The sequence below is a fragment of the Saccharothrix sp. DSM 118769 genome (assembly GCF_052936295.1).
Map to the genome: position 1 here is coordinate 1,783,222 of NZ_CP193627.1, position 24,355 is coordinate 1,807,576.

General features: G+C 73.6%; 20 protein-coding genes. 14 read left to right on the top strand and 6 right to left on the bottom strand.

Features of this window, described 5'->3' with window-relative positions; translation table 11 throughout:
• Positions 1 to 35: 35 nt before the first annotated feature.
• Entirely contained in the window at positions 36 to 1,259 is a 1,224-nt protein-coding gene (gene rocD / locus ACRAKJ_RS08585) for an ornithine--oxo-acid transaminase (RefSeq protein ID WP_438921318.1), read from the bottom strand.
• Between the two features lie 141 nt (positions 1,260 to 1,400).
• Here rocD and ACRAKJ_RS08590 point away from each other — a divergent pair, with 141 nt between their 5' ends.
• The 8 genes from ACRAKJ_RS08590 to ACRAKJ_RS08625 all read left to right on the top strand — a co-directional run bounded on the left by ACRAKJ_RS08590 (position 1,401) and on the right by ACRAKJ_RS08625 (position 9,076).
• On the top strand, positions 1,401 to 2,267 hold the full coding sequence (locus ACRAKJ_RS08590) for a PPK2 family polyphosphate kinase (RefSeq protein WP_438921319.1): 867 nt from the start codon (positions 1,401 to 1,403) through the stop codon (positions 2,265 to 2,267).
• 143 nt (positions 2,268 to 2,410) lie between these two features.
• A complete protein-coding gene (locus tag ACRAKJ_RS08595) occupies positions 2,411 to 3,469 on the top strand; it encodes a beta-propeller fold lactonase family protein (protein WP_438921320.1) in 1,059 nt (352 codons plus the stop codon).
• Between the two features lie 55 nt (positions 3,470 to 3,524).
• Positions 3,525 to 4,322: a GDSL-type esterase/lipase family protein gene (locus ACRAKJ_RS08600; RefSeq protein WP_438921321.1), complete on the top strand. Its 798-nt coding sequence runs from the start codon at positions 3,525 to 3,527 to the stop codon at positions 4,320 to 4,322.
• A gap of 41 nt (positions 4,323 to 4,363) precedes the next feature.
• Positions 4,364 to 5,158: a HipA family kinase gene (locus tag ACRAKJ_RS08605; RefSeq protein WP_438921322.1), complete on the top strand. Its 795-nt coding sequence runs from the start codon at positions 4,364 to 4,366 to the stop codon at positions 5,156 to 5,158.
• The gene (locus tag ACRAKJ_RS08610) at positions 5,142 to 5,543 is read left to right on the top strand and encodes a DUF3037 domain-containing protein (RefSeq protein ID WP_438921323.1); all 402 of its coding nucleotides are present in this window, start codon (positions 5,142 to 5,144) and stop codon (positions 5,541 to 5,543) included. The genes ACRAKJ_RS08605 and ACRAKJ_RS08610 overlap by 17 nt, the downstream gene beginning before the upstream one ends.
• A 72-nt stretch (positions 5,544 to 5,615) precedes the next feature.
• On the top strand, positions 5,616 to 6,737 hold the full coding sequence (locus ACRAKJ_RS08615; protein WP_438921324.1) for an LCP family glycopolymer transferase: 1,122 nt from the start codon (positions 5,616 to 5,618) through the stop codon (positions 6,735 to 6,737).
• A 113-nt stretch (positions 6,738 to 6,850) separates the two neighbouring features.
• Entirely contained in the window at positions 6,851 to 7,570 is a 720-nt protein-coding gene (locus ACRAKJ_RS08620) for a TetR/AcrR family transcriptional regulator C-terminal domain-containing protein (RefSeq protein ID WP_438924785.1), read from the top strand.
• A 36-nt stretch (positions 7,571 to 7,606) separates the two neighbouring features.
• A complete protein-coding gene (locus ACRAKJ_RS08625) occupies positions 7,607 to 9,076 on the top strand; it encodes a hypothetical protein (protein WP_438924786.1) in 1,470 nt (489 codons plus the stop codon).
• A gap of 14 nt (positions 9,077 to 9,090) precedes the next feature.
• Here ACRAKJ_RS08625 and ACRAKJ_RS08630 read toward each other — a convergent pair whose 3' ends face one another.
• Positions 9,091 to 9,453, bottom strand: coding sequence for a hypothetical protein (locus tag ACRAKJ_RS08630; RefSeq protein ID WP_438924787.1), 363 nt, complete (start codon positions 9,451 to 9,453; stop codon positions 9,091 to 9,093).
• Between the two features lie 195 nt (positions 9,454 to 9,648).
• Here ACRAKJ_RS08630 and ACRAKJ_RS08635 point away from each other — a divergent pair, with 195 nt between their 5' ends.
• The 3 genes from ACRAKJ_RS08635 to ACRAKJ_RS08645 are packed head-to-tail and all read left to right on the top strand — an operon-like array spanning position 9,649 to position 13,648.
• Entirely contained in the window at positions 9,649 to 10,410 is a 762-nt protein-coding gene (locus ACRAKJ_RS08635) for a 3-hydroxybutyrate dehydrogenase (protein WP_438924788.1), read from the top strand.
• Between the two features lie 48 nt (positions 10,411 to 10,458).
• Positions 10,459 to 11,790 carry a metabolite/H+ symporter gene (locus ACRAKJ_RS08640; RefSeq protein WP_438924789.1) on the top strand — a complete coding sequence of 444 codons (1,332 nt, stop codon included), beginning with the start codon at positions 10,459 to 10,461 and terminating at the stop codon, positions 11,788 to 11,790.
• Positions 11,791 to 11,794: 4 nt separating this feature from the next.
• The gene (locus ACRAKJ_RS08645; RefSeq protein WP_438924790.1) at positions 11,795 to 13,648 is read left to right on the top strand and encodes a GAF domain-containing protein; all 1,854 of its coding nucleotides are present in this window, start codon (positions 11,795 to 11,797) and stop codon (positions 13,646 to 13,648) included.
• 55 nt (positions 13,649 to 13,703) lie between these two features.
• Here the strand turns inward: ACRAKJ_RS08645 and ACRAKJ_RS08650 are convergent, their stop codons facing one another.
• A complete protein-coding gene (locus ACRAKJ_RS08650) occupies positions 13,704 to 15,056 on the bottom strand; it encodes a tannase/feruloyl esterase family alpha/beta hydrolase (RefSeq protein ID WP_438924791.1) in 1,353 nt (450 codons plus the stop codon).
• Between the two features lie 85 nt (positions 15,057 to 15,141).
• Here ACRAKJ_RS08650 and ACRAKJ_RS08655 point away from each other — a divergent pair, with 85 nt between their 5' ends.
• Together ACRAKJ_RS08655 and ACRAKJ_RS08660 are read left to right on the top strand one after the other, a co-directional pair.
• Positions 15,142 to 16,074, top strand: coding sequence for an extracellular catalytic domain type 1 short-chain-length polyhydroxyalkanoate depolymerase (locus tag ACRAKJ_RS08655; RefSeq protein WP_438924806.1), 933 nt, complete (start codon positions 15,142 to 15,144; stop codon positions 16,072 to 16,074).
• A 112-nt stretch (positions 16,075 to 16,186) separates the two neighbouring features.
• Positions 16,187 to 16,453 (top strand): hypothetical protein, encoded by a 267-nt coding sequence (locus ACRAKJ_RS08660; RefSeq protein WP_438924792.1) that lies wholly within the window; start codon positions 16,187 to 16,189, stop codon positions 16,451 to 16,453.
• Between the two features lie 107 nt (positions 16,454 to 16,560).
• On the opposite strand, the gene secA2 is transcribed toward ACRAKJ_RS08660, so the two are convergent.
• A complete protein-coding gene (gene secA2, locus ACRAKJ_RS08665) occupies positions 16,561 to 18,879 on the bottom strand; it encodes an accessory Sec system translocase SecA2 (RefSeq protein ID WP_438924793.1) in 2,319 nt (772 codons plus the stop codon).
• A gap of 199 nt (positions 18,880 to 19,078) precedes the next feature.
• On the opposite strand from secA2, the gene ACRAKJ_RS08670 reads away from it, so the two are divergent.
• Complete coding sequence (locus tag ACRAKJ_RS08670; protein WP_438924794.1) at positions 19,079 to 19,885, top strand: hypothetical protein; 807 nt, start codon at positions 19,079 to 19,081, stop codon at positions 19,883 to 19,885.
• A gap of 145 nt (positions 19,886 to 20,030) precedes the next feature.
• On the opposite strand, the gene ACRAKJ_RS08675 is transcribed toward ACRAKJ_RS08670, so the two are convergent.
• Together ACRAKJ_RS08675 and ACRAKJ_RS08680 are read right to left on the bottom strand one after the other, a co-directional pair.
• Complete coding sequence (locus ACRAKJ_RS08675) at positions 20,031 to 21,329, bottom strand: MFS transporter (RefSeq protein WP_438924795.1); 1,299 nt, start codon at positions 21,327 to 21,329, stop codon at positions 20,031 to 20,033.
• Positions 21,330 to 21,339: 10 nt separating this feature from the next.
• The gene (locus ACRAKJ_RS08680) at positions 21,340 to 24,309 is read right to left on the bottom strand and encodes a carboxyl transferase domain-containing protein (protein ID WP_438924796.1); all 2,970 of its coding nucleotides are present in this window, start codon (positions 24,307 to 24,309) and stop codon (positions 21,340 to 21,342) included.
• Positions 24,310 to 24,355 lie beyond the last annotated feature (46 nt).

The following is a 24,355-nucleotide window of genomic DNA, read 5'->3' on the forward strand; positions in this document are numbered from 1 at the left end:
TAATTCAGCCTCGGCGGCACAAATCGGGCAGAGGGCTACCCGCGTGCGCCGAGAACCTGCCCGATCGCGTCGATCCCGCGGTCGAGGTCGTCGCGGGAGACCACCAGCGGCGGCGCGACGCGCAGCGTGCTGTCCTGGGTCTCCTTGCAGAGCACGCCCAGCCGGGCCAGCGCCTCGGACGCCTCGCGGCCGCGCGGTCCGCCGGGGGCGATCTCCACGCCCGCCCACAGGCCGCGCCCGCGCACCTCGGCCACGCCCCGGCCGACGAACTCGCCGAGCCGCGCGTGCAGGTGGGCGCCCAGCTCGCGGGACCGCTGCTGGAACTCGCCGGTCGCCAGCAGCCGCACCACGGCCCGCCCGACCGCGCACGCCAGCGGGTTGCCGCCGAACGTCGACCCGTGCTCGCCGGGCCGCAGCACGCCCAGCACGGCGTGCGACCCGACGACCGCGGACACCGGCAGGATGCCGCCGCCCAGGGCCTTGCCCAGCGTGTAGAGGTCGGCGCGCACGCCCTCGTGGTCGAGCGCGAGCAGGTCGCCGGTGCGGCCCAGCCCGGACTGGATCTCGTCGGCGATCATCAGCACGCCGCGCTCGTCGCACAGCTCCCGCACGCCCCGCAGGTAGCCGGCGGGCGGCACGACGACGCCCGCCTCGCCCTGGATCGGCTCCAGCAGCACGGCCGCGGTCCGGTCGGTGACCGCCTCGCGCAGGTCGTCGAGCGAGCCGTAGCGCACGACGCGGAAGCCCGGCGTGAACGGCCCGAAGTCGGCGCGGGCGGTGTCGTCCGTGGAGAACGACACGATCGTGGTGGTGCGGCCGTGGAAGTTCGACCCGGCCACCACGATCTCCGCGGTCCCCGCCGGCACGCCCTTCACCCGGTACGCCCACTTGCGGGCGACCTTGATCGCCGACTCGACGGCCTCGGCGCCGGAGTTCATGGCGAGCACCACCTCGGTGCCGGTCAGCTCGGCCAGCTCGCGGCAGAAGGGGCCGAACTGGTCGTGGTGGAACGCGCGGCTGGTGAGCGTGACGCGACCGAGCTGCTCCACCGCGGCGGCCACCAGGTCCGGGTGCCGGTGCCCGAAGTTCAGCGACGAGTAGCCGGACAGGAGGTCCAGGTACCGGCGACCCTCGACGTCGGTCACCCACGCGCCCTCGCCGTGCGAGATCACGACCGGCAGCGGGTGGTAGTTGTGCGTGCTCCATTCCTCGTCGAGCGCGATGAACTGCTCAGTGGCGGGGAGGACGGTAGCGGTCATGTCACCAGGCTAGATGCCCCGAGCCAGCGATTTCAGCCGCCAGGCGTTGCGCATCCGGTGAGTTCGTTGCGCAAATCGATCGTTCGACGGCGATCCGTTGCAAGAGTCGCCCTGCCGGCGCCGGCGGGTTACGTTGCGACGATGGCGAAGAAGTCCGCGCAGGTCCAGTCGGTTTCCGACGCCTTCCGGGTGGACCCGGGGGCGGTGGACCTCGCGGCGCTCGACCCGGCCGCCACCCCGGTCGGGCCCCGGTCGAAGTCCGAGGCCGCGGACGAGGTGGCGCGCATCGGCGAGGAGCTGGACGGGCTCCAGGAGGCCCTCTTCGCGGAGGGCGTGGGCGGTGGCCGGCGCAGCGTGCTGCTGGTGCTGCAGGGCATGGACACCTCGGGCAAGGGCGGCACCATCCGGCACGTCCTGGGCCTGGTCAACCCGCACGGCGTGCGCGTCGCCGCGTTCGGCCGGCCCACCGCCGCCGAGCGGCGGCACGACTTCCTGTGGCGCATCCGCCGCCAGGTCCCGCCGCCCGGCTACCTGGGCGTCTTCGACCGCTCGCACTACGAGGACGTGCTGGTCGCCCGGGTCGACGGGCTCGTGCCCGCCGCCGAGTGGCGGCGCCGCTACGGGCAGATCAACGAGTTCGAGGAGGAGCTGGTCGACGGGGGCACGACCCTGGTGAAGTGCTTCCTGCACATCTCGCCGGAGAAGCAGAAGGAACGGCTCCTCGCCCGCCTGGAGGACCCGCTCAAGCAGTGGAAGTACGACCCGGCCGACCTCGACGCGCGGGCCGGGTTCTCCGACTACCGCGCCGCCTACCGGGACGTGCTGGTCAAGTGCTCGCGGGCCGCGCCCTGGTACGCCGTGCCGGCGGACCGCAAGTGGTACCGCAACTGGGCGGTGGCGAGCCTGCTCCTTGAGACGCTCAAGGACCTCGACCCCCGGCGGCCCGCGCCCTCGTACGATCCGGAGGTCGAGTTGGCACGCCTCCGGGACGCCGACCCGTTGCGCTAGCCGCAATCTTCATTGCGCCTCTTGCTCTGCCGCGGTGGTCTCGGCCACTGTGGGAACCGCCGCGGGCGGTCGAGCGGAGGTTCGGTGTGGCTGTGGGCAGGCGGCGGTTCCTGGGGGCGGTTGGCGTGGGAGCGGGGTTGCTGATGACCGAGGGTGTGGCCGAAGCGCGTGCGGGGGTCCGCGTCTACCTGGGCACCTACACCTCGTGGCCGGGTGGCGGCACGGGCGTGGGCCTGGGCGTGTTCGACACCGCGACCGGCGGGCTGCGGGTGACCGGCGTGGTCGAGGACGTGGCCAACCCGTCGTTCGTGGTCGACGCGGGCAGGTTCGCCTACGCGGTCAACGAGCGGCCGGACGGCGAGGTGACCGCGCTCGCGGTCGGCGCGGACGGCACGCCGAAGGTGGTGAACAGCCGGAGCACCGGCGGGGCCGACCCGTGCCACCTGGCGCTGCACCGGGGCTTCCTGCTGTCGGCGAACTACAGCTCCGGCAGCGTCGCCGTGCACCCGGTGCGACCGGACGGCGGCCTGGGCGAGCGCACCGACCTGGTCCAGCACCGGGGTTCCGGGCCGGACCCCGAGCGCCAGGAGGGCCCGCACGCCCACCAGGTGCTGCCCGACCCGCGCGGCGACTTCGTGCTCGCCGTCGACCTGGGCACCGACTCCGTCTACAGCTACAAGCTGGAGGAGGAGGGCACGCTGACCCTGGCCGGCACCGCGCGCCTGCACCCCGGCGCGGGACCGCGGCACCTGGCGTTCCACCCGAACGGCCGGTTCGCCTACATCGCCAACGAGCTGGACTCCACGCTCGTGGTGGCCGACTACCAGCGCGGCGCGCTCAAGCTCGGGCCGAAGCTCAGCACCCTGCCCGACGGCGCGCCCGCCACCCCGCGCAACTACCCGGCCGAGGTGCTGGTCTCGCCGGACGGCCGGTTCGTCTACGTGTCCAACCGGGGGCACGACAGCGTGGCCGTGTTCGCCGTCGAGCGCGCTGGCGCGGCGCTGCGGCTGATCGGCGCGACGCCGGTCGGCGGGAAGTACCCCCGGCACATCGTGCTCGACCCGACCGGGAAGTTCCTGCTGGCGGCCAACCAGAACTCGGGCGACGTCACCGCGTTCGCCGTCGACCGGGCCACCGGCGGGCTGCGACAGGTGTCGTCCACCGCCGTGCCGATCCCGGTCTGCGTAGCCTTCCGGGGGTAACACCACCGGGTCCATTTCGGCCACCGGGACCGTCCACAGTGGTACGACGGCCCCCATGAAAACGATCGTGGTCGCACTCCTGATGGTCCTCGCCGCCGCACCGGCCGCGCGGTCCGCGCCGGCCGCGCCGGAGCTCGTCGCGCTGGGTGACTCCTACGCGGCGGGCCTCGGCGCGGGCGACGAGGCCGCCGACGCCTGCCGGCGGAGCCCCCACGCCTACCCCGAGCTGCTCGCGGACCGGACCGGGACGACCCTGGTGACCGTCGCCTGCTCCGAGGCAACCACGGCGGAGGTCACCGCCCAGGCCGAGCGCGTCACCCGGGAGACCGGGCTCGTCACCGTGCAGGCGGGCGGCAACGACGCCGGGTTCAAGGACGTCATGGTCACCTGCACCCTCAGCGACGACCAGGGGTGCCGCGACCGCGTCGCCACCGCCGAGGCGTTCATCCGCGACGAGCTGCCCGCCCGCCTCGACGGCCTCTACGGGGTGGTGCGCGACCGGCTGGGCGCGGACCGCCTCGACGGGGGCCGGGACGACGCCGACGTCGTCGTGGTCGGCTACCCCCGGCTGTTCTCGTTCGGCTCGTGGTGCCTGATGACCGGGCCAAAGCGGGAGGCCCTCAACCACGCCGTCGACGTGATCACCGAGGTGCTCTCCGCGCGGGCCGAGGCGGCCGGGTTCGCGTTCGCCGACGTGCGCGACGAGTTCGACCGGCACGGCGCGTGCGCGTCCGACCCGTGGATCAACGGCCTGGTCCTCGTCCCGGTCGACCGCTCCTACCACCCCAACCGCGCCGGTCACGCCTCCGGCTTCCTGCCCGCGCTGGAGGGGGAGACGGGCGTCGCCGGGTAACCCGTTGGCGGGCCGGGCCGCCCGTTGACGATGATGCGGGGGTGAACCCCACGAAAGGGCTGCGCCAGGTCGCGGCCACCCGCTACGTCACCCCCTTCCGGGAGGGCGGCTCGCTGCCGGGCCTCGTCGAGGCCGACGACCTCGGCATGTACGTGCTCAAGTTCCGCGGCGCGGGCCAGGGCGTGAAGGCGCTGATCGCCGAGGTCGTCGTCGGCGAGCTGGCCCGCCGCCTCGGGTTCCGGGTGCCCGAGATCGTGCTCGTCGGGCTGGACCCCGAGCTGGGCCGCGCCGAGCCCGACCAGGAGGTCCAGGAGCTGCTCAAGGCCAGCGGCGGGGTGAACCTGGGCCTGGACTACCTGCCCGGCTCGTTCGACTACAACCCGGTGGTGCGCGAGCCGTCCGCCGACCTGGCCACCCGCCTGCTGTGGCTGGACGCGCTGACGCTCAACGTGGACCGCAGCTGGCGCAACCCCAACACCCTGCTGTGGCACCGGGAGCTGTGGCTCATCGACCACGGCGCCTCGCTGTACTTCCACCACTCGTGGCGGCCCGAGCGGTTCCCCGCGGCCACCTACCGGTTCGACGCGGCCGACCACCTCGTGCTGCCGTTCGCCGGTCCCCTGGCCGACGTCGACGCCGAGCTGACCGCCCTCGTCACACCCGCGCTGGTGCGCGAGGTGCTGGCGCTGGTGCCCGACGAGTGGCTCGCGCAGGACGAGGCGTTCGGCACGCCGGAGGCCGTGCGCGGCGCGTACGAGCAGTTCTTCACCGCCCGCCTGGCCGCGCCGCGGACCTGGGTCGACGCACTGGAGGCCGCCCGTGCCGCACGTGTTTGAGTACGCGGTGCTGCGCGCCGTGCCGCGGCAGGAGCGCGGCGAGTTCGTCAACGTCGGCGTCCTCGTCTACTGCAAGGACCTCGACTTCCTCGGCGCGCGCGTGCACGTGGACGAGAAGAGGGTGCTGGCGCTCGACCCGTTCCTGGACGTCGAGGTGCTGCGGGACAGCCTGGCGCACCTCGGGCTGTCGTGCGACGGCGCGCCGACCGCCGGCCCGGTGTCGCGCACGACGGCGGGGCAGCGGTTCCGCTGGCTGACCGCGCCGCGGTCCACCACCGTGCAGACCTCGCCCGCGCACACCGGCCTGACCGACGACCCGACGGCCGAGCTGGACCGCCTGCTGGCCGCGCTGGTGCTGCCGCCCGACCGCCGACCCGACCACTAGGCTGGCAACCTCTTGCCACGCGCCGCGTCCTTAAGTGCGAGCAGTGGCCGACACACGGAGCGGGGTCGCCAGATGAACGGCGGGTATCAGCAGGGCGGGTACCAGGGGGCGGGGCGCCCCGCGCAACGCCCCCCTCAGCAGCGCACGCGCGCCTACCCCCAGGTCGGTCACCAGCAGCCGCAGCAGGCACCCCGCCAGGCCGGGCGCCCGGTGGCCGCCGGCTACCGGCAGGCGCCGCCGCGCCGCAAGCGCCGGGTGGGCCGGCTCGTCGCGGTCGTGCTGGTGGTGCTGCTGGCGCTCGGCATCGGGATGTGGGTGTACGTCGACTCGTCGCTGCGCCGCATCGACGCCCTGGGCGACTACGAGGGCCGCCCGGCGGACACCCCCGGCACCAACTGGCTGCTCGTCGGGTCCGACGCGCGCGACGACCTGACCGAGGAGCAGAAGGCCGCGCTGGCCACCGGCGACGCGGGCGGCCGGCGCACCGACACGATCATGCTGCTGCACATCCCGGAGGGCTCCGGGAAGGCGACGCTGGTCAGCATTCCGCGCGACTCCTACGTGGACATCCCGGGCAACGACAAGAACAAGATCAACGCGGCGTTCGCGTTCGGCGGCCCGTCGCTGCTGGTGCAGACCCTCGAAGGCGCGACCGGCATCCGCGTCGACCACTACATGGAGATCGGCTTCGGCGGGTTCGCCGGGATCGTGGACGCCATCGGCGGCGTCGACATGTGCATCGACCAGCCGATGCAGGACCCGCTGGCGGGCCTCGACCTCCAGCCCGGGTGCCAGGAGCTGGACGGCGCGCAGGCGCTGGGCTTCGTGCGGACGCGGGCGTTCGCCACGGCCGACCTCCAGCGCGTGCAGAACCAGCGGAAGTTCCTGGCCGCGCTGAGCGACAAGGCCACCAGCGTCGGCGTGCTGGCCAACCCGTTCCGCGCGTTCCCGCTGCTGTTCGCGAGCACCGACTCGATCTCGGTGAACTCCGACGACCACCTGCACCACCTCGCGGGCATGGCGTTCGCCATGGGCGGCGGCGTGGACACGGTGACCGTGCCGGTGGGCGGCACGCCGACCGTGCCGGGCGCGGGCTCCGTCGTGCAGTGGGACCGGGACAACGCGCTGCGCCTGTTCGGCGCGCTGGAGAAGGACGAGGCGGTCCCCGCGGACCTGCTCGAACAGCCCAAGTAGCCACACCCCTCGCGAGCGGGTCGCCGGACCTCCCGGCGGCCCGCTCGCGCGCGTCGCGGGCCGATAACTCCGAACACTGTTCGAACAACCCGGGACGCGATATCGTCCTCCCGGTGAGCGCAACGGACGACGTGCGGCGCCGGGGGCTGGAGCTGCTCTGGAAGGACGCCGAGCGCCCCGCGCGCGGTCCCCAGCGGGGGCTCACGCTGGAGCGCATCGTGAGCACGGCGATCGAGCTGGTCGAGACCGAGGGCGTGGCCGCCCTGTCCATGCGCCGGGTGGCCCAGGACCTGGGCGTCGGCCCGGCCTCGCTCTACACCTACCTGCCCGGCAAGGCCGAGCTGGCCGCCCTGATGCTCGACGCCGTCGCGTTCGACGAGACCCTGCCGCACGAGTGGCCGGGGGACTGGCGGGCGAAGATCGAGGGCTGGGCGCGCTCCGACTGGGAGGGCTACCGCAGGCACCCGTGGGTGCTGCACTTCGTCTCCGTCGTGCCGCTGCCCGGGCCGAACCTGCTGCGCTGGATGGACTCCGGCCTGCGCGTGTTCGACGACACCGGCCTGGGCGAGGCCGAGAAGATGGCCGTCGTCGAGTCGGTCGACGCCTACGTGCGCGGCCAGGCCAGGCTCAGCCTGGAGGGCCGCGACCCCGACGACGGCGACGAGGTGCGCGCCCGCAACGCCGCGCTGCGCGACCTGGTCGACTTCACCCCGTACCCGGCGCTGGTGCGGGCGCTCCAGGCCGGCGTCTCCCCGTACCAGGGGCAGAAGTTCGAGTTCGGGCTGCGGCTGCTGCTCGACGGTGTCGAGGCTCTCATCGCTTCTCGCGGTTGAGCGGCACCGGGAGCGCGTCCGGCGCGTTCCAGTGCCATGACGGGGGAGAAGGACGAACTGGAACCGCCTCGCTGGGCGGTGTGGGTGGCGCGCGTCGTCGCGGTGCTGGTCGTGGTGCCGGTGCGGGTGGCGTGGGAGGCGGTGCGCCGCCTGGTGCTGCGCCCGGTGGCCGCGCTGGCGGCCCGGCTGCGCGCGTCGGGCGGTGCGGTGGCCCGCTGGGTCCGCGCGGTTCTCGGCCGGGTGGCGACCGCGGTCGGCGGCGCGGTGCGGCGGGTGTCCGGCGCGCTGGGGCGCGGGGTGCGGCGGGTGTTCGGCGCGGTCGGGCGCAGTGCTCGGTGGGTGTTCGGCGCGGTCGGGCACGGGGTGCGGTGGGTGTCCGGCGGGTTGGTGCGGTTCGTCGCGCGTCCGCTGGGTCGGGCGGTGCGGTGGGGCTTCGGCGCGCTGGGGCGGTTCGTGGTGCGGCCGGTCGGGCGCGGGGCGCGGTGGCTGTCCGGTGCGCTGGGCCGCGCGGCGCGGTGGTGCGTCGACGCGGTGGGGCGCTTCGTGGTGCGCCCGGCGGGTCGGGCGGTGCGGTCGGGTTTCGGTGGCCTGGGGCGGTTCGTGGTGCGCCCGACCGGGCGCGGGGTGCGCGCGGCCGGGCGGGCGGTGGTCCGGGCGGTCCGGTGGACGGCGCGGGGGCTGCTGCGGCCCGCCGGGCGCGGACTGCGCCGCGCGGTGCGCGTGCTGGTGCTCGACCCGGTCGCCTGGTGCGGCCGGACGCTGGTGGTCGCCCCGGCGCGGTGGGTGTGGCGGCACGTCGTGGTGCGGGCGGCCCGGCTGGTCGGCCGCGGGCTGGCGTGGGTGTGGCGGCGGGTGGTGGTGCGGGCGGCCGGGGTGGGCGGTGCCGGGCTGCGGTGGGTGTGGCGGCACGTCGTGGTGCGGGCGGCCCGGCTGGTCGGTCACGGGCTGGCGTGGGTGTGGCGGCGGGTGGTGGTGCGGGCGACCCGGGCGGGTGGTGCCGGGCTGCGGTGGGTCCGGCGGCAGGCGGCGCGCGGGGCGCGGGGACTGGGGCGCGGCCTGGGGTGGGTGTGGCGGCACGCGGTCGTCCCGCTCGCGCAGGCGGTGGCGGTCGGGCTGTGGTGGCTCGTCCGGTTGTTCGCGGGTGCGCTGGTGTGGGCGTTCCGGTGGGTCGGGCGGGCCGCGGCGGCGGTGGGCCGGTTGCTGCGCGACGCCGGGATCTGGGCGGCGCGACGGGTCCTGCTGCCGCTGTGGCGGCTGCTCGCGCGCGCCTGGCGCGCGCTGGTCGTGGCACCGGCCCGGTGGCTGCGGGACGCGGTGCTCGCGCCGACCGGCCGCGTGGTCCGGCGGGTCTGGCGCGGCGCGGTCGTCGCGCCGACGCGCTGGGTGGTGCGCACCGCGGTCGTCGAACCGGCCCGCTGGGTGCGCGGCGCGGTGCTCGCGCCGGTGAGCCTGGCGGGGCGGCGGGTGCGCGCCCAGCTCCGCGCCGCCTTCCGCCGCCGCGGCTGACGCCCCCTCGCGGATCAGCCGGTCGCCGCCCCGGTGGCGCCGGCCGCCGTCCTGACCGCCACCGCCGTGGTGGCCACTGCCGTGGTGGCCGTAGCCCTGGTGGCCACGGTCTTGGCGACCGCCGGCTTGGTGACGGCCGGCTTGGCGGCGGCCGGCTTGGCGGCGGCCGGCTTGGCGACCGCCGACTTCGCAGCCGCGGCCGCGGCCGCGGCTCCCGGCTTGGCCTCGGCCGCCTCGGCACCGGCGTCCTCCGTCAGGCCCGCACCCTCGGCGAGGACCCCCTCGGCGGGCACCCCGTCGGTCGGGACGTCCCTGCTCGCCAGGATGATCCCCTCGAACTCGCGCAGCAGGTCGTCGAAGATCGGCGTGAGTGACACTTGGTAACCCCCATAGCCTGGTTGGTCCCCCGATCGGGCCAAAGCAGACTACTCATGCCGGAGCGTTCGCTTCAGCCGGTATTCACGAAGTCGTCGCTCTTGGCGCTAACTGTTGGCTAAACACACCCACCGCCCACCAGGTGTGTCGACCGTTCACATGGGCCGCGAACCGCAGGTCACCTAGCGTTTCGCCCCATGACGAGTGTCCCCGGTCACAGCCACGACCTCTCCGGCCGCACCGCCCTGGTCACCGGCGCCGCCAGCGGCATCGGCCGCGCGGTGGCGGTGGCCCTCGCGGCCGCCGGGGCGGAGGTGCACGCGGTCGACCGCGACGTCGACGGCGTGGCCGAGGTCGCGCGGGAGATCGGCGGCACCGGCCACGCCGTCGACCTGACCGGCGACGTGTCCGGCCTGCCCGCCGAGGTCGACGTCCTGGTCAACAACGCGGGCCTCCAGCACGTCGCCCCCGTCCACGAGTTCCCGCCCGAGCGGTTCGAGCTGCTCCAGCGGGTCATGGTGACCGCGCCGTTCCTGCTCGCCCGGCACGTCCTGCCGCACATGTACCAGCGGGGCTGGGGGCGGGTGGTCAACCTCTCCAGCGTGCACGGCACCCGCGCGAGCGCCTTCAAGTCCGCCTACGTCACCGCCAAGCACGGACTGGAGGGCCTGAGCAAGGTCATCGCCCTGGAGGGCGCGCCGCACGGCGTCACCAGCAACTGCGTCAGCCCCGGCTACGTCCGCACGCCCCTCGTCGAGAACCAGGTCGCCGACCAGGCCCGGGCGCACGGCGTCGACCCCGACCGGGTGCTCGCCGACGTGCTGCTGGCCCGGCACGCCATCAAGCAGCTCGTGGAACCGCACGAGGTGGCCTCCGTCGTGCTGTGGCTGTGCGGCCCGCACTCCGGCCACGTCACCGGCTCCTCGTTCACGATCGACGGCGGCTGGACCGCCCAGTAACCGCCCACAGGCCCCCGCAAGCACACCCCCAACGAAGTGGTGACCGCCATGACCGTCCACACCCCGCCGAAACCGGGCTTCGCCAAGGTCGTCGTCGCAAGCCTCATCGGCACGACCATCGAGTGGTACGACTTCTTCCTCTACGGCTCGGCCGCCGCGCTGGTGTTCAACAAGCTGTTCTTCCCCGGCGCGGACCCGCTCACCGGCACGCTGCTCGCGTTCACCACCTACGCGATCGGCTTCCTGGCCCGCCCGCTCGGCGGCCTGGTGTTCGGCCACTACGGCGACAAGCTCGGCCGCAAGAAGCTGCTCGTGCTGAGCCTGGTGCTGATGGGCGGCGCGACGTTCGCCATGGGCCTGCTGCCCACCTACGCCGCCATCGGCGTGGCCGCGCCGATCCTGCTGACGCTGCTGCGGCTGGTCCAGGGCTTCGCGCTCGGCGGCGAGTGGGGCGGCGCGGTGCTCATCGTGTCCGAGCACGGCAGCGCGGAGCGGCGCGGCTTCTGGGCGTCCTGGCCGCAGGCGGGCGTGCCGATGGGCAACCTGCTCGCCACCGCCGTGCTCGCCGTGCTGGCCGCCGTGCAGAGCGACGAGGCGTTCCTGTCGTGGGGCTGGCGCGTGCCGTTCCTGCTGTCCGGCGTGCTCGTCCTCATCGGGCTGTGGATCAGGCTCAGCGTCACGGAGTCGCCGGTGTTCCTGGAGGCGCAGCGCCGGGCCGAGGCGACGAAGCAGCCCGAGAAGGCCCCGATCGTGTCGGTCGTGCGCGACCACTGGCGCGAGGTGCTGATCGCCATGGGCGCGCGCATGGCGGAGAACGTGTCGTACTACGTGATCACCGCGTTCATCCTGGTCTACATCACCACCGAGCTGGGCATGTCGAGGTCCACCGGCCTCAACGCGGTGCTCATCGGCTCCTTCGTGCACCTGGTCACGATCCCGCTGTGGGGCGCGCTGTCGGACCGCGTCGGCCGGCGCGCCACCTACCTGTTCGGCACGGTCGGCATCGGCCTGTGGATGTTCGTCTTCTTCGCCCTGCTGGACACGAAGTCGTTCCTGCCCATCACGCTCGCCGTGACGGTCGGCCTCGTGCTGCACGGCGCGATGTACGGCCCGCAGGCCGCGTTCTTCTCCGAGCTGTTCGGCACGAAGGTCCGCTACTCGGGCGCGTCCATCGGCTACCAGCTGGCGTCGATCGCGGCGGGCGCCGTGGCGCCCCTCATCGCCACCGCCCTGCTCGCCGCCTACGACAGCACCCTGCCCGTCGTGCTGTACGTGCTGGGGATGTGCGTGCTCACGGTGATCGCCGTGGTGGCGGCCAAGGAGACGAAGGGGACCTCGCTGGACCACGCCGCCGGCGAGCGGCCGTCGGTGACAGCATGAGCGCATGAGTGGGGCGGACGCGGTGGAGCACCTGCTGGAGCTGCTGGACCTGCTGGCGAACGACGCGGGCAGCGACCGGCTCGCGGCGGTGCTCCCCGCGGCCCGCGCGGCGGGCGTGACCGGGGTCGAGCTGGACCGGGTCGCGCGGGCCGGCGAGTGGGCGCTGCGCGTCCACCGCACGCTCACCGCGCACCGCCGCCGCGAGGCCGAGCTGGAGGCGTTGTTCGACACCGCCAACGACCTGGCCGGGGCGCGCGACCCGGACGCCGTGCTGCGCTCCATCGTGCGCCGCGCCCGGCTGCTGCTCGGCGCCGACACCGCCTACCTGAGCATGAACGACGCCGGCGAGCGCGGCACGTACATGCGGGTCACCGACGGGTCGGTCTCCGCGCTGTTCCAACGGGTCCGGCTCGGCATGGGCGAGGGGCTGGGCGGGCTGGTGGCGCAGACCGCGCGGCCCTACGTGACCGCCGACTACTTCGCCGACGACCGGTTCGACCACACCGGCCCCATCGACGCCGCCGTGCGCGACGAGGGCCTGGTCGCGATCCTCGGCGTGCCGCTCAAGCTCGACAGCCGCGTCATCGGCGTGCTGTACGCGGCCAACCGGTCGCCGCGCCAGTTCCCGCCCGACGAGGTGGCGCTGCTGTCCTCGCTGGCCGACCACGCCGCCATCGCCCTGGACACCGCGCACCTGCTGGAGGAGACGCGGGCCGCGGGCGAGACGATCCGCGCGCACAACGAGGCCCTGCGCCGCGCCGAGGACGCCCACGACCGGCTGACGGACCTGGTGCTGCGCGGCGCGGACGTGCCCGAGGTGGCCGCCGCCGTGGCGAAGGTCCTCGACGGCGGGATCGTGGTGCACGACGCCGAGGGCGCCGAGCTGGCCCGCATCGGCACCACGCGGGCGCCGGCGCCGCGGAACGCGGTCAACGCCTCCCGGGCGAGCGGGCGGGCCGTGCCGCAGGACGGCACGTGGGTGTGCGCGGTGCTGGCGGGGCGCGAGCTGCTCGGCGGCCTGACGCTGACCGACCGCCCCGACCTCGGCGACGCCGACCGCCGCCTGTTCGAGCGGGCGGGCGTGGTCACCGCCCTGCTGCTGCTCCTGCGCCGCACGGTCGCCGAGGCGGAGAACAAGGTGCGCGGCGAGCTGATCACCGACCTGCTGGCGTCGACCGACCCGGACCCGGTGGCGCTGCGCGCGCGGGCCCGCCGGGTGGGCGTCGAGCTGGCCGCCGAGCACGTCGTGCTGGTCGCCGACGGCCCCCGCGACCGGCTGCTGGCCGCCGCCGCGCACCACGCCTCGGCCTGCCGCGGCCTGGCGGGCGCGCACGGCGAGCACGTCGTGCTGGTGCTGCCCGGGGCCGACCTCCGGCGGGCCGCGCACGACGCCGCCCGGGTGCTGGGCGCCGCCGTCGGCGTGCCGGTGACCGTGGGCTCGGGCGGTCCGGCCCACGGGCCCCAGGACGTGGCGACCGCGCACGCCGAGGCCGTGCGCTGCCTGCGGGCGCTGGTCCAGCTCGACCGGCGGGGCACCGGCGGCACCCTGGCCGACCTCGGGTTCGTGGGCGTGCTGCTGGGGGACCGGGCCGACGTGGCGGGCTACGTGCGCGCCACCCTCGGGCCGCTGCTGGACTACGACGCGAGCCGGGGCACCGAGCTGGTCCGCACGGTCACCGCCTACTTCGCGTGCGGCGCGAACCTGAGCCGCGCCAAGGACGAGCTGCACGTGCACGTGAACACGGTCGTGCAGCGGCTGGACCGGGTGGCGTCGCTGCTGGGCGAGGACTGGCAGTCGCCGGAGCGGGTGCTGGAGGTGCAGCTGGCGCTGCGGCTGATGCGCGTGCTGGGCGGGTGAGCCGGTCCGCCCGGTCCACCCGGGTCCGCCCGGTCCGCCCGGCACGCGCGTCGGCTCAGGCCAGGGCGCACTCCACCGCGTTCACCGAGGCGGGGCGCGGGACGGTCGCGGACGCGGGCGGGCGGGTCCCGGTCAGCCAGCCCTCCAGGGCCGCGAACGCCGTGCGGTGGCACGGGGTCAGCGGGCGCAGGCGGTCCGGGAAGGCGTCGTACAGCGAGTCGACGTGCGTGCCGCCCTCGACCCGGTAGTACCGGAACAGGTGGCCGCGCCCGGCCCGGCGGACCATGTCGGCGTACACGTCGGAGCCCTCGGTGATCGGCAGCAGGACGTCGAGGGTGCCGTGCAGGGTGAGCAGCGGCTTGCCGATGCGGCCGGTCAGGGCGATGCGGGCGACGGCCCGCTGCGCGGTGGGCCGTGACCGGTAGTCGTAGTCGGCGTCGCACAGCGGCGTGCCGGGCGCGCAGAACGGGGTGCCCGCCTCGGCCGCGCCGTCCCACCCCGGGTCCAGCTCCTCGCGGTAGATCCGCTGGGTCAGGTCCCAGTAGTACTGGTGGTGGAACTGCCACAGGAACTCCGACTCCGCCGGGAAGCCCGCCGCCACGACGGCCGCGCGGTCGCCCGTGGCGTACCCGGTGAGCGCGGGCGGCAGGAAAGTCAGCAGGTTCGGGCCGCGCGCCGACCACAGCGTGCCCTCCCAGTCGACGCCGCCGTCGTACAGCTCGGGGTGGTTCTCCAGCTGCCAGCGCACCAGGTAGCCGCCGTTGGACAGGCCGGTGGCCAGCGTCCGCGACGGCGGCCGGCAGTAGCGCTGCGCCACGACGGCCCGCGCGGCGCGGGTCAGCTGCGTGACGCGGTGGTTCCACTCGACGAGGGCGTCGCCGGGGCGCTCGCCGTCCCGGTGGAACGCCACGCCCGTGTTGCCCTTGTCGGTGGACGCGAACGCGTACCCGCGGGCCAGCACGAAGTCGCTGATCGCCCGGTCGTTCGCGTACTGCTCGCGCACGCCCGGCGAGCCGGCGACGACGAGGCCGCCGTTCCAGCGGTGCGGCAGGCGGATCACGAACTGCGAGTCGTGCGCCCACCCGTGGTTGGTGTTGCCGGTGGAGGAGTCGGGGAAGTAGCCGTCGACCTGGGTGCCCGCCACCGGCGTCGGCGCGGGCAGGCCGGCCGGGGTGAGGCCCGCCCAGTCGGCGGGGTCGGTGCGGCCACCGGCGGTGGACAGGTCGTCGAGGCGGGTCAGTTCCTGGTGCTCGGCACCGGGAACGCGCAGGGGGCCGCATCCCTCTCGGGCGGACGCGGGCACCGCCTGCACCGTGGTCGCGAGGAGCGCTGCGATCAGCGGAACGGCGATGTTCACCCGTGGACCGTAGGGCGGTTCCCGGCGCCCCGGAATGGTCGCGGACGCCATGGCCCGCCGCGCGGATGTGGTGCGCGCAGCCATCGTGCCGGGCGCGCCGGCGCTTTTACCTTCGAGTGCGGACAAGGAGGTCCGCATGCGCGTACTCGCACTGGTCGCCCTGTTGTTCACGACGGTGTTCGCGCCACCCGCGCACGCCGCGAGCGTCACCGAGGTTTTCTCTTTCGGGTCGAATCCCGGGAACCTGAAAATGTTCCGATACGTACCGGACGGCCTGCCCGCCGGTCGTCCGCTGGTGGTCGTGCTGCACGGCTGCACGCAGGACGCGGGCTACGGCACGTCCAGCGGCTGGGTGTCGCTGGCCGAGCGGATGGGGTTCGCCGTCGTGCTGCCCCAGCAGCAGGGCGTGAACAACCTGAACAAGTGCTTCAACTGGTTCCAGGCCGCCGACACCGCCCGCGGGCAGGGCGAGGCGGCGTCGGTGAACTCCATGGTCGCCCGGGTCAAGGCCGACTTCGGCACCGGGCGGACCTACGCCACCGGCCTGTCCGCGGGCGGGGCGATGACGTCGGCGCTGCTGGCCGCCTACCCCGAGGTGTACTCGGGCGGCGGGGTGGTCGCCGGGCTGCCGGCCGGCTGCGCCACGTCGATGATCGACGCCTTCACCTGCATGAACCCCGGCAAGAACCTGACCCCGCGCCAGTGGGGCGACCGGGTGCGCGCGGCGTCGCCGCACCGGGGTCCGTGGCCGACGATGACCGTGTGGCACGGGACGGCCGACTACACCGTCGCCCGGGCCAACCAGCAGGAGATCGTGGAGCAGTGGACCGACGTGCACGGCACCGACGCCACTGCCGACGTTACCGACACCCTGGCGGGTTACCCCCGATCGATATACCGGGACAACACCGGGTCACCTGTGGTCCGTTCGCACACCGTCACCGGTATGGGGCACGGCCAACCGGTCGATCCCGGCAGTTCGCCTCAGCAGTGTGGTTCGGCAACGGCTTACGTGCTGGACGTGAACGCCTGTGCGGCCTACTACCTAGCACAGGAGTGGGGCCTTTAGGCCCTCGATCGGGGTGTTTTGTCGCGGCCGGTCGGGGTAGCTGGAATGACGCAGCGAAGTTCGCACCTCCAGGTGATTTACCTTCACCCGGCGTGAGGTGTCTGCTTCCGGGGTGACTGAGCAACGGCGCTCTACGCGCACAGAGCAGGAGTGGGACCTGATCCGGCGCATCCAGAACCTGGCCCACATGGCCGAACGCACCGCGTTCGACCACTCCAACTTCGTCGGTCCGCCGCCGTCCAAGCAGCACCTGGACATCCTGGCGGAGATCCGTGCGCTCACCGAGCAGGCGGTGCAGCAGCGGATGCGGACACCGACCGGACTGCCCCGGCAGGCCGAGCCGGTGGACGACGCGACGTTGGCCGCCCCCGTCTTCTGACCGCCGTCGCGGGCTGGGCCGGCTCCCAGCCCGCACGAACCCCTACGCGCCCGCCCTACCGGCGTCCGCTCGATTCGCCGTTCAACGGCACCCGCTTGATTCGCCGTTCAACGGCGGCGCACCAGCTTCACCAGACCCTTGAACGTCTCCTCCAGACCGGAGGAGAACGGGTTGTCGTTGACCAGGTACGTCCACGTCGTGTTCGGGCGCTGCACGCCCGCCTCGGCGAGGTGCGCGCCGTCGGCGTCGATCTGCACCTTGGCGAACGTCTCCTCCGCCTCGTCCCAGGCGTCCGGCACGATCTTGTTGTACGCCGGGATCGCCTCGCGGTGGAACTCGTCCAGCGGGTTCTGCCTGGCCAGCGCCCGCAGGTGGATGCCCTCGCGCAGGTCGGTCAGGAACGTCAGGTGGTCGCTCCACCGCTGGTCGAGGTGGTGCAGCGCGATCAACCGGGCCGCCTTGACCTTGATCTCGTGGTCGACGTCCTCCAGCTCGTGCACCCGGTCGGGCTTGCGCGAGGACAGCTCCTCCCACGCCAGCTCGGTGCGCAGCAGCTTGTCGCGGTGCTTGAGCAGCAGCAGCCGCTGGTGCTCGATCAGCTTGTTGTAGCGCCACGTGTTGCGGTGGATCTCCAGCTGCACGCCCTCGGCGACGCGCTGCGCGTGCTCCACGGTGTGCAGGGTGCCCGAGTCGGTGATGCGGCCGTCCTCGTCCACCTCGGCCGGCTCGTCGTGGTCGGGCACGTACTGGGTGACCAGGTCGTCCTGGAGCGAGGAGAAGAACACCGAGCCGCCGGGGTCGCCCTGGCGGCCCGCGCGACCGCGCAGCTGGCCGTCCAGCCGCGACGACGAGTGCCGGCCCGTGCCGATGACGTAGAGGCCGCCCAGCTCGGCGATGCGCTCCCGGTCGGTCGAGTCGTGCCCGCCCAGCCGGATGTCCGTGCCGCGGCCCGCCATCTGCGTCGACACGGTCACGCGCTCGAACGAGCCCGCGTCCGCGATGATCGCGGCCTCCTCGGCGTCGTTCTTGGCGTTGAGGACCACGCACTCCAGGCCGGCCTCGGACAGCTTGCGCGACAGCCGCTCGGACTCGGCCACGTCGAGCGTGCCGACCAGGATCGGGCGGCCCGTCCCGTGGACCTCCTTGATCTCGGCGACGACCGCGGCTTCCTTCTGCTCCAGCGTCGCGTACAGGCGCGGTGCCTCGTCCTCCCGGATCGTCTCCACGTTCGGCGGGATGACCAGTACTTCCAGCCGGTAGAAGTCGCGCAGCTGCTCGGCCACGGCGACCGCCGTGCCGGTCATGCCGCACACCGTGGGGTAGCGGCTCAGCAGCGCCTGCACGGTGATCGAGTCGAGCACCTCGCCCGCGTCCGTCGTGGCCACGTTCTCCTTGGCCTCGACCGCGGCCTGGAGGCCGTCGGGCCAGCGCTGGAGCTTCGCGATCCGGCCGCGGGTGTCGTTGATCAGGTGGACCTTGCCGTCGCGCACGATGTAGTCGACGTCGCGGTGCAGCAGCACCTGGGCGTGCAGGGCGACGTTGACCTTGGACAGCGTGGTCGACACGTGCTCGTCGGAGTACAGGTCGATGCCGCCGAGCGCCCGCTCGACCAGCTCGCTGCCCGCGCCCGTCAGGTAGACGTTGCGCTCCTCGTCGTCGATCTCGAAGTGCAGGTCGCGGCGCAGCCGCTTGACCAGGTCGGCCAGGGCCGGGTCGACGGCGGGACCGGCCGTGGAGCCCGCGAGCACCAGCGGCACGCGCGCCTCGTCCACCAGCACCGAGTCGGCCTCGTCGACCAGCGCCACCCGCGGCTCGGGCACGATCAGGTCGTCCTCGTCGGTGGCGAGGCGGTCGCGCAGCACGTCGAAGCCGATCTCGCTGACCGACGCGTAGGTGACCTCGGCCTGGTAGGCGGCGCGGCGCTCCTCGGACTTGGAGCTCTGGTCGATCCAGCCGACGCTCACGCCGAGCAGCTCGTAGAGCGGCCCCATCCACTGGGCGTCGCGCTGGGCCAGGTAGTCGTTGACCGAGACCACGTGCACCCGGTCGCCGCGCAGCGCGAACCCGGCGGCGGCGATGGCGCCGGAGAGCGTCTTGCCCTCACCGGTGGCCATCTCCACGACGTGGCCCTCCAGCAGCCCCAGGGCGCCCAGGACCTGCACGTCGAACGGTCGCAGCCCCAGGGCGCGGTCGGCGGCCTCCCGGCCGAGCGCGCAGACCTCCACCAGCTCGGGGCGGCCGAACTCGGACCTCTCGCGCAACGCCCCCGCGGCCGCCGTCAGCTCCTCGTCGCTGAGCGCCTTCACCCGCTCGGCCTGCTCGTTCACCTCGTCGAGCAGCTTCCGGTAGGGCGAGAGGTCGGCGGAGCCGGGCTTCTGCGCGAACCGGCGCAGCTGCTGCTTGAACCGTCCCAGGAGAGTGGTCACGGCACGGCAACGTACGGCAAGGCGGCAACGTTCCGCACGTCACCCGGTTGACAGTTCACTCGTCTCGACACGTCGATCTTGTCCCGCCGGACCGCGGAAGGGACGAATCCGACGCTTTCCGTCAAAGTGCGCCTCTGCGGCCGACTACACCTCGTTACCCTGTGATTCTCGTAGGTAGCCGGACTCCCCAGGAGGTGGGATGTCCACTCACTGCGCCCCGTGGTCGGCCGGATTACCCGGTGGTGACACGGTCCTGCGCGGGACCCTCGTCGTCGCGCTCCTCGCACTGCTCGTGCTCAGCCTGGCGCTGTTCAGGAACCGGAGGGAGGCCTCGCGCCGCCTGGAGAGCTACCGGAACAGCACCTCGCGCTACGTCAAGCTCGCGGAGGGCAGCGCCTCGCCGGAGTACCGGGTGCTGGACTGGGACGATCTCCTCGTGATCGAGCCCAACGGCGACACCCGCAAACGGCTCGTGCTGCGCGCGGAGGTGCTGGGGGACGAGTTGCGGGAGTTGCGGCTCACGCACGGTTGCGGGTGGCCTCAGCCCGCCAGGCACCGACGCCGGGTGACTGTCGTGGCGCGGAAGCTGTTCGCGGGCGACGTACCCGGCCCGAAGATGCCGATCACGTTCTCGTGGGTGAAGAACGGCAAGTTCATCCTGGTCGTCCACTTCCGCACGGCATTGCCGAGGGGCAGCGAGTTCGGTGTGCTGGTCGAGTGCGAGTGGCCGGGCATGTGCGCGCCATTGATGCTTGATCGGAATCCGGACGAATTCACCTTCAGGTTCTACTTCCCCATAATGCGTGCTCGCTACCGTGTCTCACTGCCGCCGGGCGTCGACGCGTACTCCGAGCTCTTGGGCTTCGAAGAGGGGGACCAGGGGGTCGCGTTCGACCGCAGCGTGGACGAACGCGGTAGGATGGTGTTCAGCCTGGCGGCGACCTTTCCGCTGCTTCTCGAAAACATCGGCATGCGCCTTGAGGTGAGGAGGGGTGCGCTCATGTGAACGCACCCTCGGGTAGTTACCCGTCGTTGCCGCTTTCACACCCATGTCGTCGGATGATGCTCGAATCTCCCTTCGGGGCACGCATCGATCGCGTGCCCCGAAGATAGTCCAAGGGATGTGGAATTCTACCGCTGTTCGGTCGAATTCACGCCACCCGGTGCGTCTCCCGCAGCCCCAAGACGGAGCCCAGCGTCACCAGGCCCATCACGAGCAGGAACGCGGACACCGACATCGAGGTGCCCGTGGCCGCCAGCAGCGCGGTCATGACGAACGGGGTGCCGCCGCTCACCAGGATCGACGCCAGCTGGTAGGCCAGCGACGCCCCCGAGTAGCGCACCTGCGGCTCGAACAGCTCGGCCAGGTAGGCCGCCACCGGCCCGTAGACCAGGCTCGACGTCACCCCCGACACGGCCAGCGCCACGAAGATCAGCCCCAGCGACGCGGTGTCGACCAGCCAGAAGTACGGGAACGCCCACACCGTCATCCCCACCGCCCCGGCGATGATCAACGGCCGCCGCCCGTGCTTGTCCGACCACCGGCCGGCCAGCAGGATCACCGGCACGGACAGCAGCGACGACAGCAGCGTCACCACCAGCACCGAGTTGCGGGTCAGGCCCAGGTCGCGCGTGGCGTAGTCCAGCACGCCCGCGATGCTCACGTAGAACACCGCGTTCGAGGCGAACATCAGGCCCGCGCCCAGCAGCACCGGCCGCCGGTGGGTGCGCAGCACCTCCGACAGCGGCGCGGCGGGCACCGCGGGACCGGAGGCGCGCCGCTCCTTGATCTCCTTGAACACCGGGCTGTCCTCCACCTTGAGCTGGATGAACAGCACCACCGGGAACAGCAGGGCGCTCGCCAGGAACGGCACCCGCCAGCCCCACGACGCGAACTCCGCCGCCGGCACCAGGGCGCCGACCAGCAGGAACGCCACGTTGCCCAGGATCACGCCCAGCGGCACGCCGGCCTGGCCGAACGTGCCCGCGAAACCGCGCCGCGACGGCCCGGCGGTCTCGGTCAGCAGCAGCACGACGCCGCCCCACTGGCCGCCGACCGCGATGCCCTGGAGGAACCGCAGCAGCACCAGCAGCACGGGCGCCAGCACGCCGATCGACGCGCTGGTCGGCAGCAGGCCGATCAGGAACGTCGCCAGCGCCATCATCGCCAGGCACGTCACCAGCGCGGGCTTGCGCCCGAACTTGTCGCCGACGTGCCCGAACACCAGGCCGCCGATCGGCCGGGCGACGAAACCCGCCCAGAACGTGCTGAACGACAGCAGCAGCCCGACCAGCGGCGTGGCCCCCGGGAAGAACAGCTTCGGGAACACCAGCGCCGCGGCGGTGGCGTAGATGAAGAAGTCGTACCACTCCAGGGAGCTGCCGACGAGGCCGGCGCCCATGAGCTTGCGCAACGTGCGGCGCTGGTCGGGTGGGGCGGTCGTGACCATTCTCTTCCCTTCACCAGGTGTCCACGAACGGACGCTTCTTGCCGGTCCGCGCGACGCGGTCCGGTGACGTCAGCTGCGTGCTGATCCAGTGCCGCGTGTCCGCCGGGTCGACGACGTCGTCGATCTCGAACGCGGACGCGACGTTCAGCGCCTTGCCGTGCTCGTAGGCGGCGGCGACCATCGCCTCGAACGCCTCGCGCCGCTGCGCGGGGTCCTCGACGGCGTCCAGCTCGCGCCGGTACCCCAGGCGCACCGCGCCCTCCAGCCCCATCGGGCCGAACTCGCCGCTGGGCCACGAGATCGCGAACCGCGGCACCTTGAGGCTGCCCGCGGCCATCGCCTGCGCGCCCAGCCCGTACGCCTTGCGCAGCGCCACGAACCCGAACGGCACGTCGAGGTTCGCGCCCGCCACGAGCAGCCGGGTCAGGTGCCGCACGGTGGCGGTGCGCTCGGCGTCCGGGCCGACCATGAACCCCGGCGTGTCGCACAGCGACACCACGGGCAGGTCGAACGCGTCGCACAGCTGGAGGAACCGGGCGGCCTTGTCGGCGGCGTCGGAGTCGATCGCGCCGCCCAGGTGCGACGGGTCGTTCGCGATCAGCCCCAGCGGCCTGCCCTCGACCCGCACCAGCGCCGTGACGACCCCGCGCCCGAACCCCCGCCGCAGCTCCAGCACCGAGCCGGTGTCGGCCAGCGCGTCCACCACGGTCCGCACGTCGTAGGCGCGCACCCGGTCCTCCGGCACGAGGTGCCGCAGCAGCCGCTGGTCGGCGCACTCCCACCGCTCGACCGGCCCCTGGAAGTACGACAGGTACTTGCGCGCCACGGCGACCGCCTCGGCGTCGTCGGCGACGAGCACGTCCACGACGCCGTTGGGCACCTGCACGTCGACCGGCCCGACCTCCTCCGGTCGGAACACGCCGAGCCCGCCGCCCTCGATCATCGCCGGGCCGCCCATGCCGATCGTGGCGTCGCGGGTCGCGATCACCACGTCGCAGGTGCCCAGCAGCACCGCGTTGCCCGCGAAGCACCGGCCCGAGGCGATGCCGACCAGCGGCACCAGCGCGGACAGCTTCGCGAACAGGTGGAACGCCATGCAGTCCAGCCGGCTCACGCCGTCGTGGTCGGTGTCGCCGGGCCGCCCGCCGCCGCCCTCGGCGAACAGCACGACGGGCAGCCGCTGCCGTTCGGCGAGCGTGAACATCCGGTCCTTCTTGGCGTGGTTGCGGATGCCCTGCGTGCCCGCCAGCACCGCGTAGTCGTAGGACATCGCCACGACCCGCTCGCCGCCCACCACGCCGACGCCCGCGACCAGGCCGTCGGCCGGGGTGCGCTCGACCAGCTCGTCCAGCGACCGACGGCGGCGCTGCGCGGCGATGGCCAGGCCGCCGTACTCGGTGAAGTCCTCGCACAGGTCGGCGATGTTCTCCCGGGCCGTGCGCCGACCGGCCGCGTGCCGCCGGGCCTCCGCCCCCGGGCGGGCGAAGTCGTGCCGGGCCAGCGCCTCGGCCAGGTCGGGCCGCACCTCGTCCAGGTCGACCTCGACGGCCTTCTCCTCGACGGCGACGTCCACCCCCTCGGCGAGCAGCGCCCCCTCCGGCACCTGGTCGCCCACCGACACCAGCACCCGGCCGTCGCCGACCGGCACGACGTGCTGCATCTTCATCGCCTCGACGACGACCTCGCCGCTCCCGACCGCGACCACGACGCCTTGCACGGGGGAGCGCGCCCCGGTGTCCTCGCGCGGCAGCGAGTCGACCAGCCCGGTGTGCGCGCGCAGCACGTCCGGGTGGTCCAGGAGCCCGCGCAGGAACGGGATGTTCGTGCGCGCACCGTCCACGGTGAACTCGTCGAGCGCCCGCCGCGCCCGGCGCAGCGCCGTGACCGGGTCGTCCGCGTGCACGACGACCTTCGCCAGCAGCGGGTCGAAGCCCAGGCCCGCGCGGTAGCCGACGGACGCGTGCGTGTCGACGCGCACGCCCGGCCCGGACGGCGGCGTGAACGCCGACAGCCGCCCCGTCGAGGTCAGGCTCACCCGCAGCTGGAGCGCGCTGCCGCGCGGGGTGTGCGCGAGGTCCGGTTCCACCTCGGTGGCCAGCAGCAGCTGCGCCCGCACCAGGTCCAGGCCGGTGACCTGCTCGGTGACGGTGTGCTCGACCTGGAGGCGCGGGTTGGCCTCCAGGAACGCGAACCGGCCGTCCGGCGCGAGCAGGAACTCGACCGTGCCCAGGCCGGTGTAGCGGACCGCGCGGGCGAGGACCGCCGCCGCGTCGTGCAGGGCGGCGCGCAGGCCGTCGGGCAGGTCCGGCGCGGGCGCGACCTCGATCACCTTCTGGTGGCGGGACTGCACCGAGCAGTCGCGGTCGCCGAGCACGGTCGTGCCGACCAGCTGCACCTCGACGTGCCGGGCGGGGTCGAGCAGCTCCTCGACGTACACGGCGTCGTCGCCGAACGCGGCCAGCGCCTCGGCCCGGCACCGCCGCACCGCCGCGTCCAGGTCGGCGAGCCGCCGCACGACCCGCACGCCCTTGCCGCCGCCGCCCGCGACCGCCTTCACCACGCACGCCCCGCGCGCCCGGAAGAACCCCTCGAAGTCCTCCACCGCGCCGTCCAGGACGGGCACGCCCACCTCGGCGGCCAGGGCGCGGGCCCGGTTCTTGTCGCCGAGCAGCTCCAGCACCTCCGGCGGCGGTCCGACGAACGTGAGGCCGGCCCCGGCGCAGCGGCGCGCGAACCCGGCGTTCTCGGCGAGGAAGCCGTAGCCGGGGTGCACCAGGTCGCAGCCGGTCGCCGCGGCGAGCACCGCGTCCGCGTCCAGGTACGACCGCTCGTCGGGCAGCCGCACGGCGCGGTCGGCGAACCGGGCGTGCGCGTCGTCGGAGTCGGTGACCAGCGCGACGGTGCCCCACCCCAGGTCGGCGGCGGCGCGCAGCACGCGGACGGCGATCTCGCCCCGGTTGGCGACGAGCAGCGTGGGCACGACGGCGACCTCCCTCAACGGTCCTGAGCGACCGCTTAGTATGTGA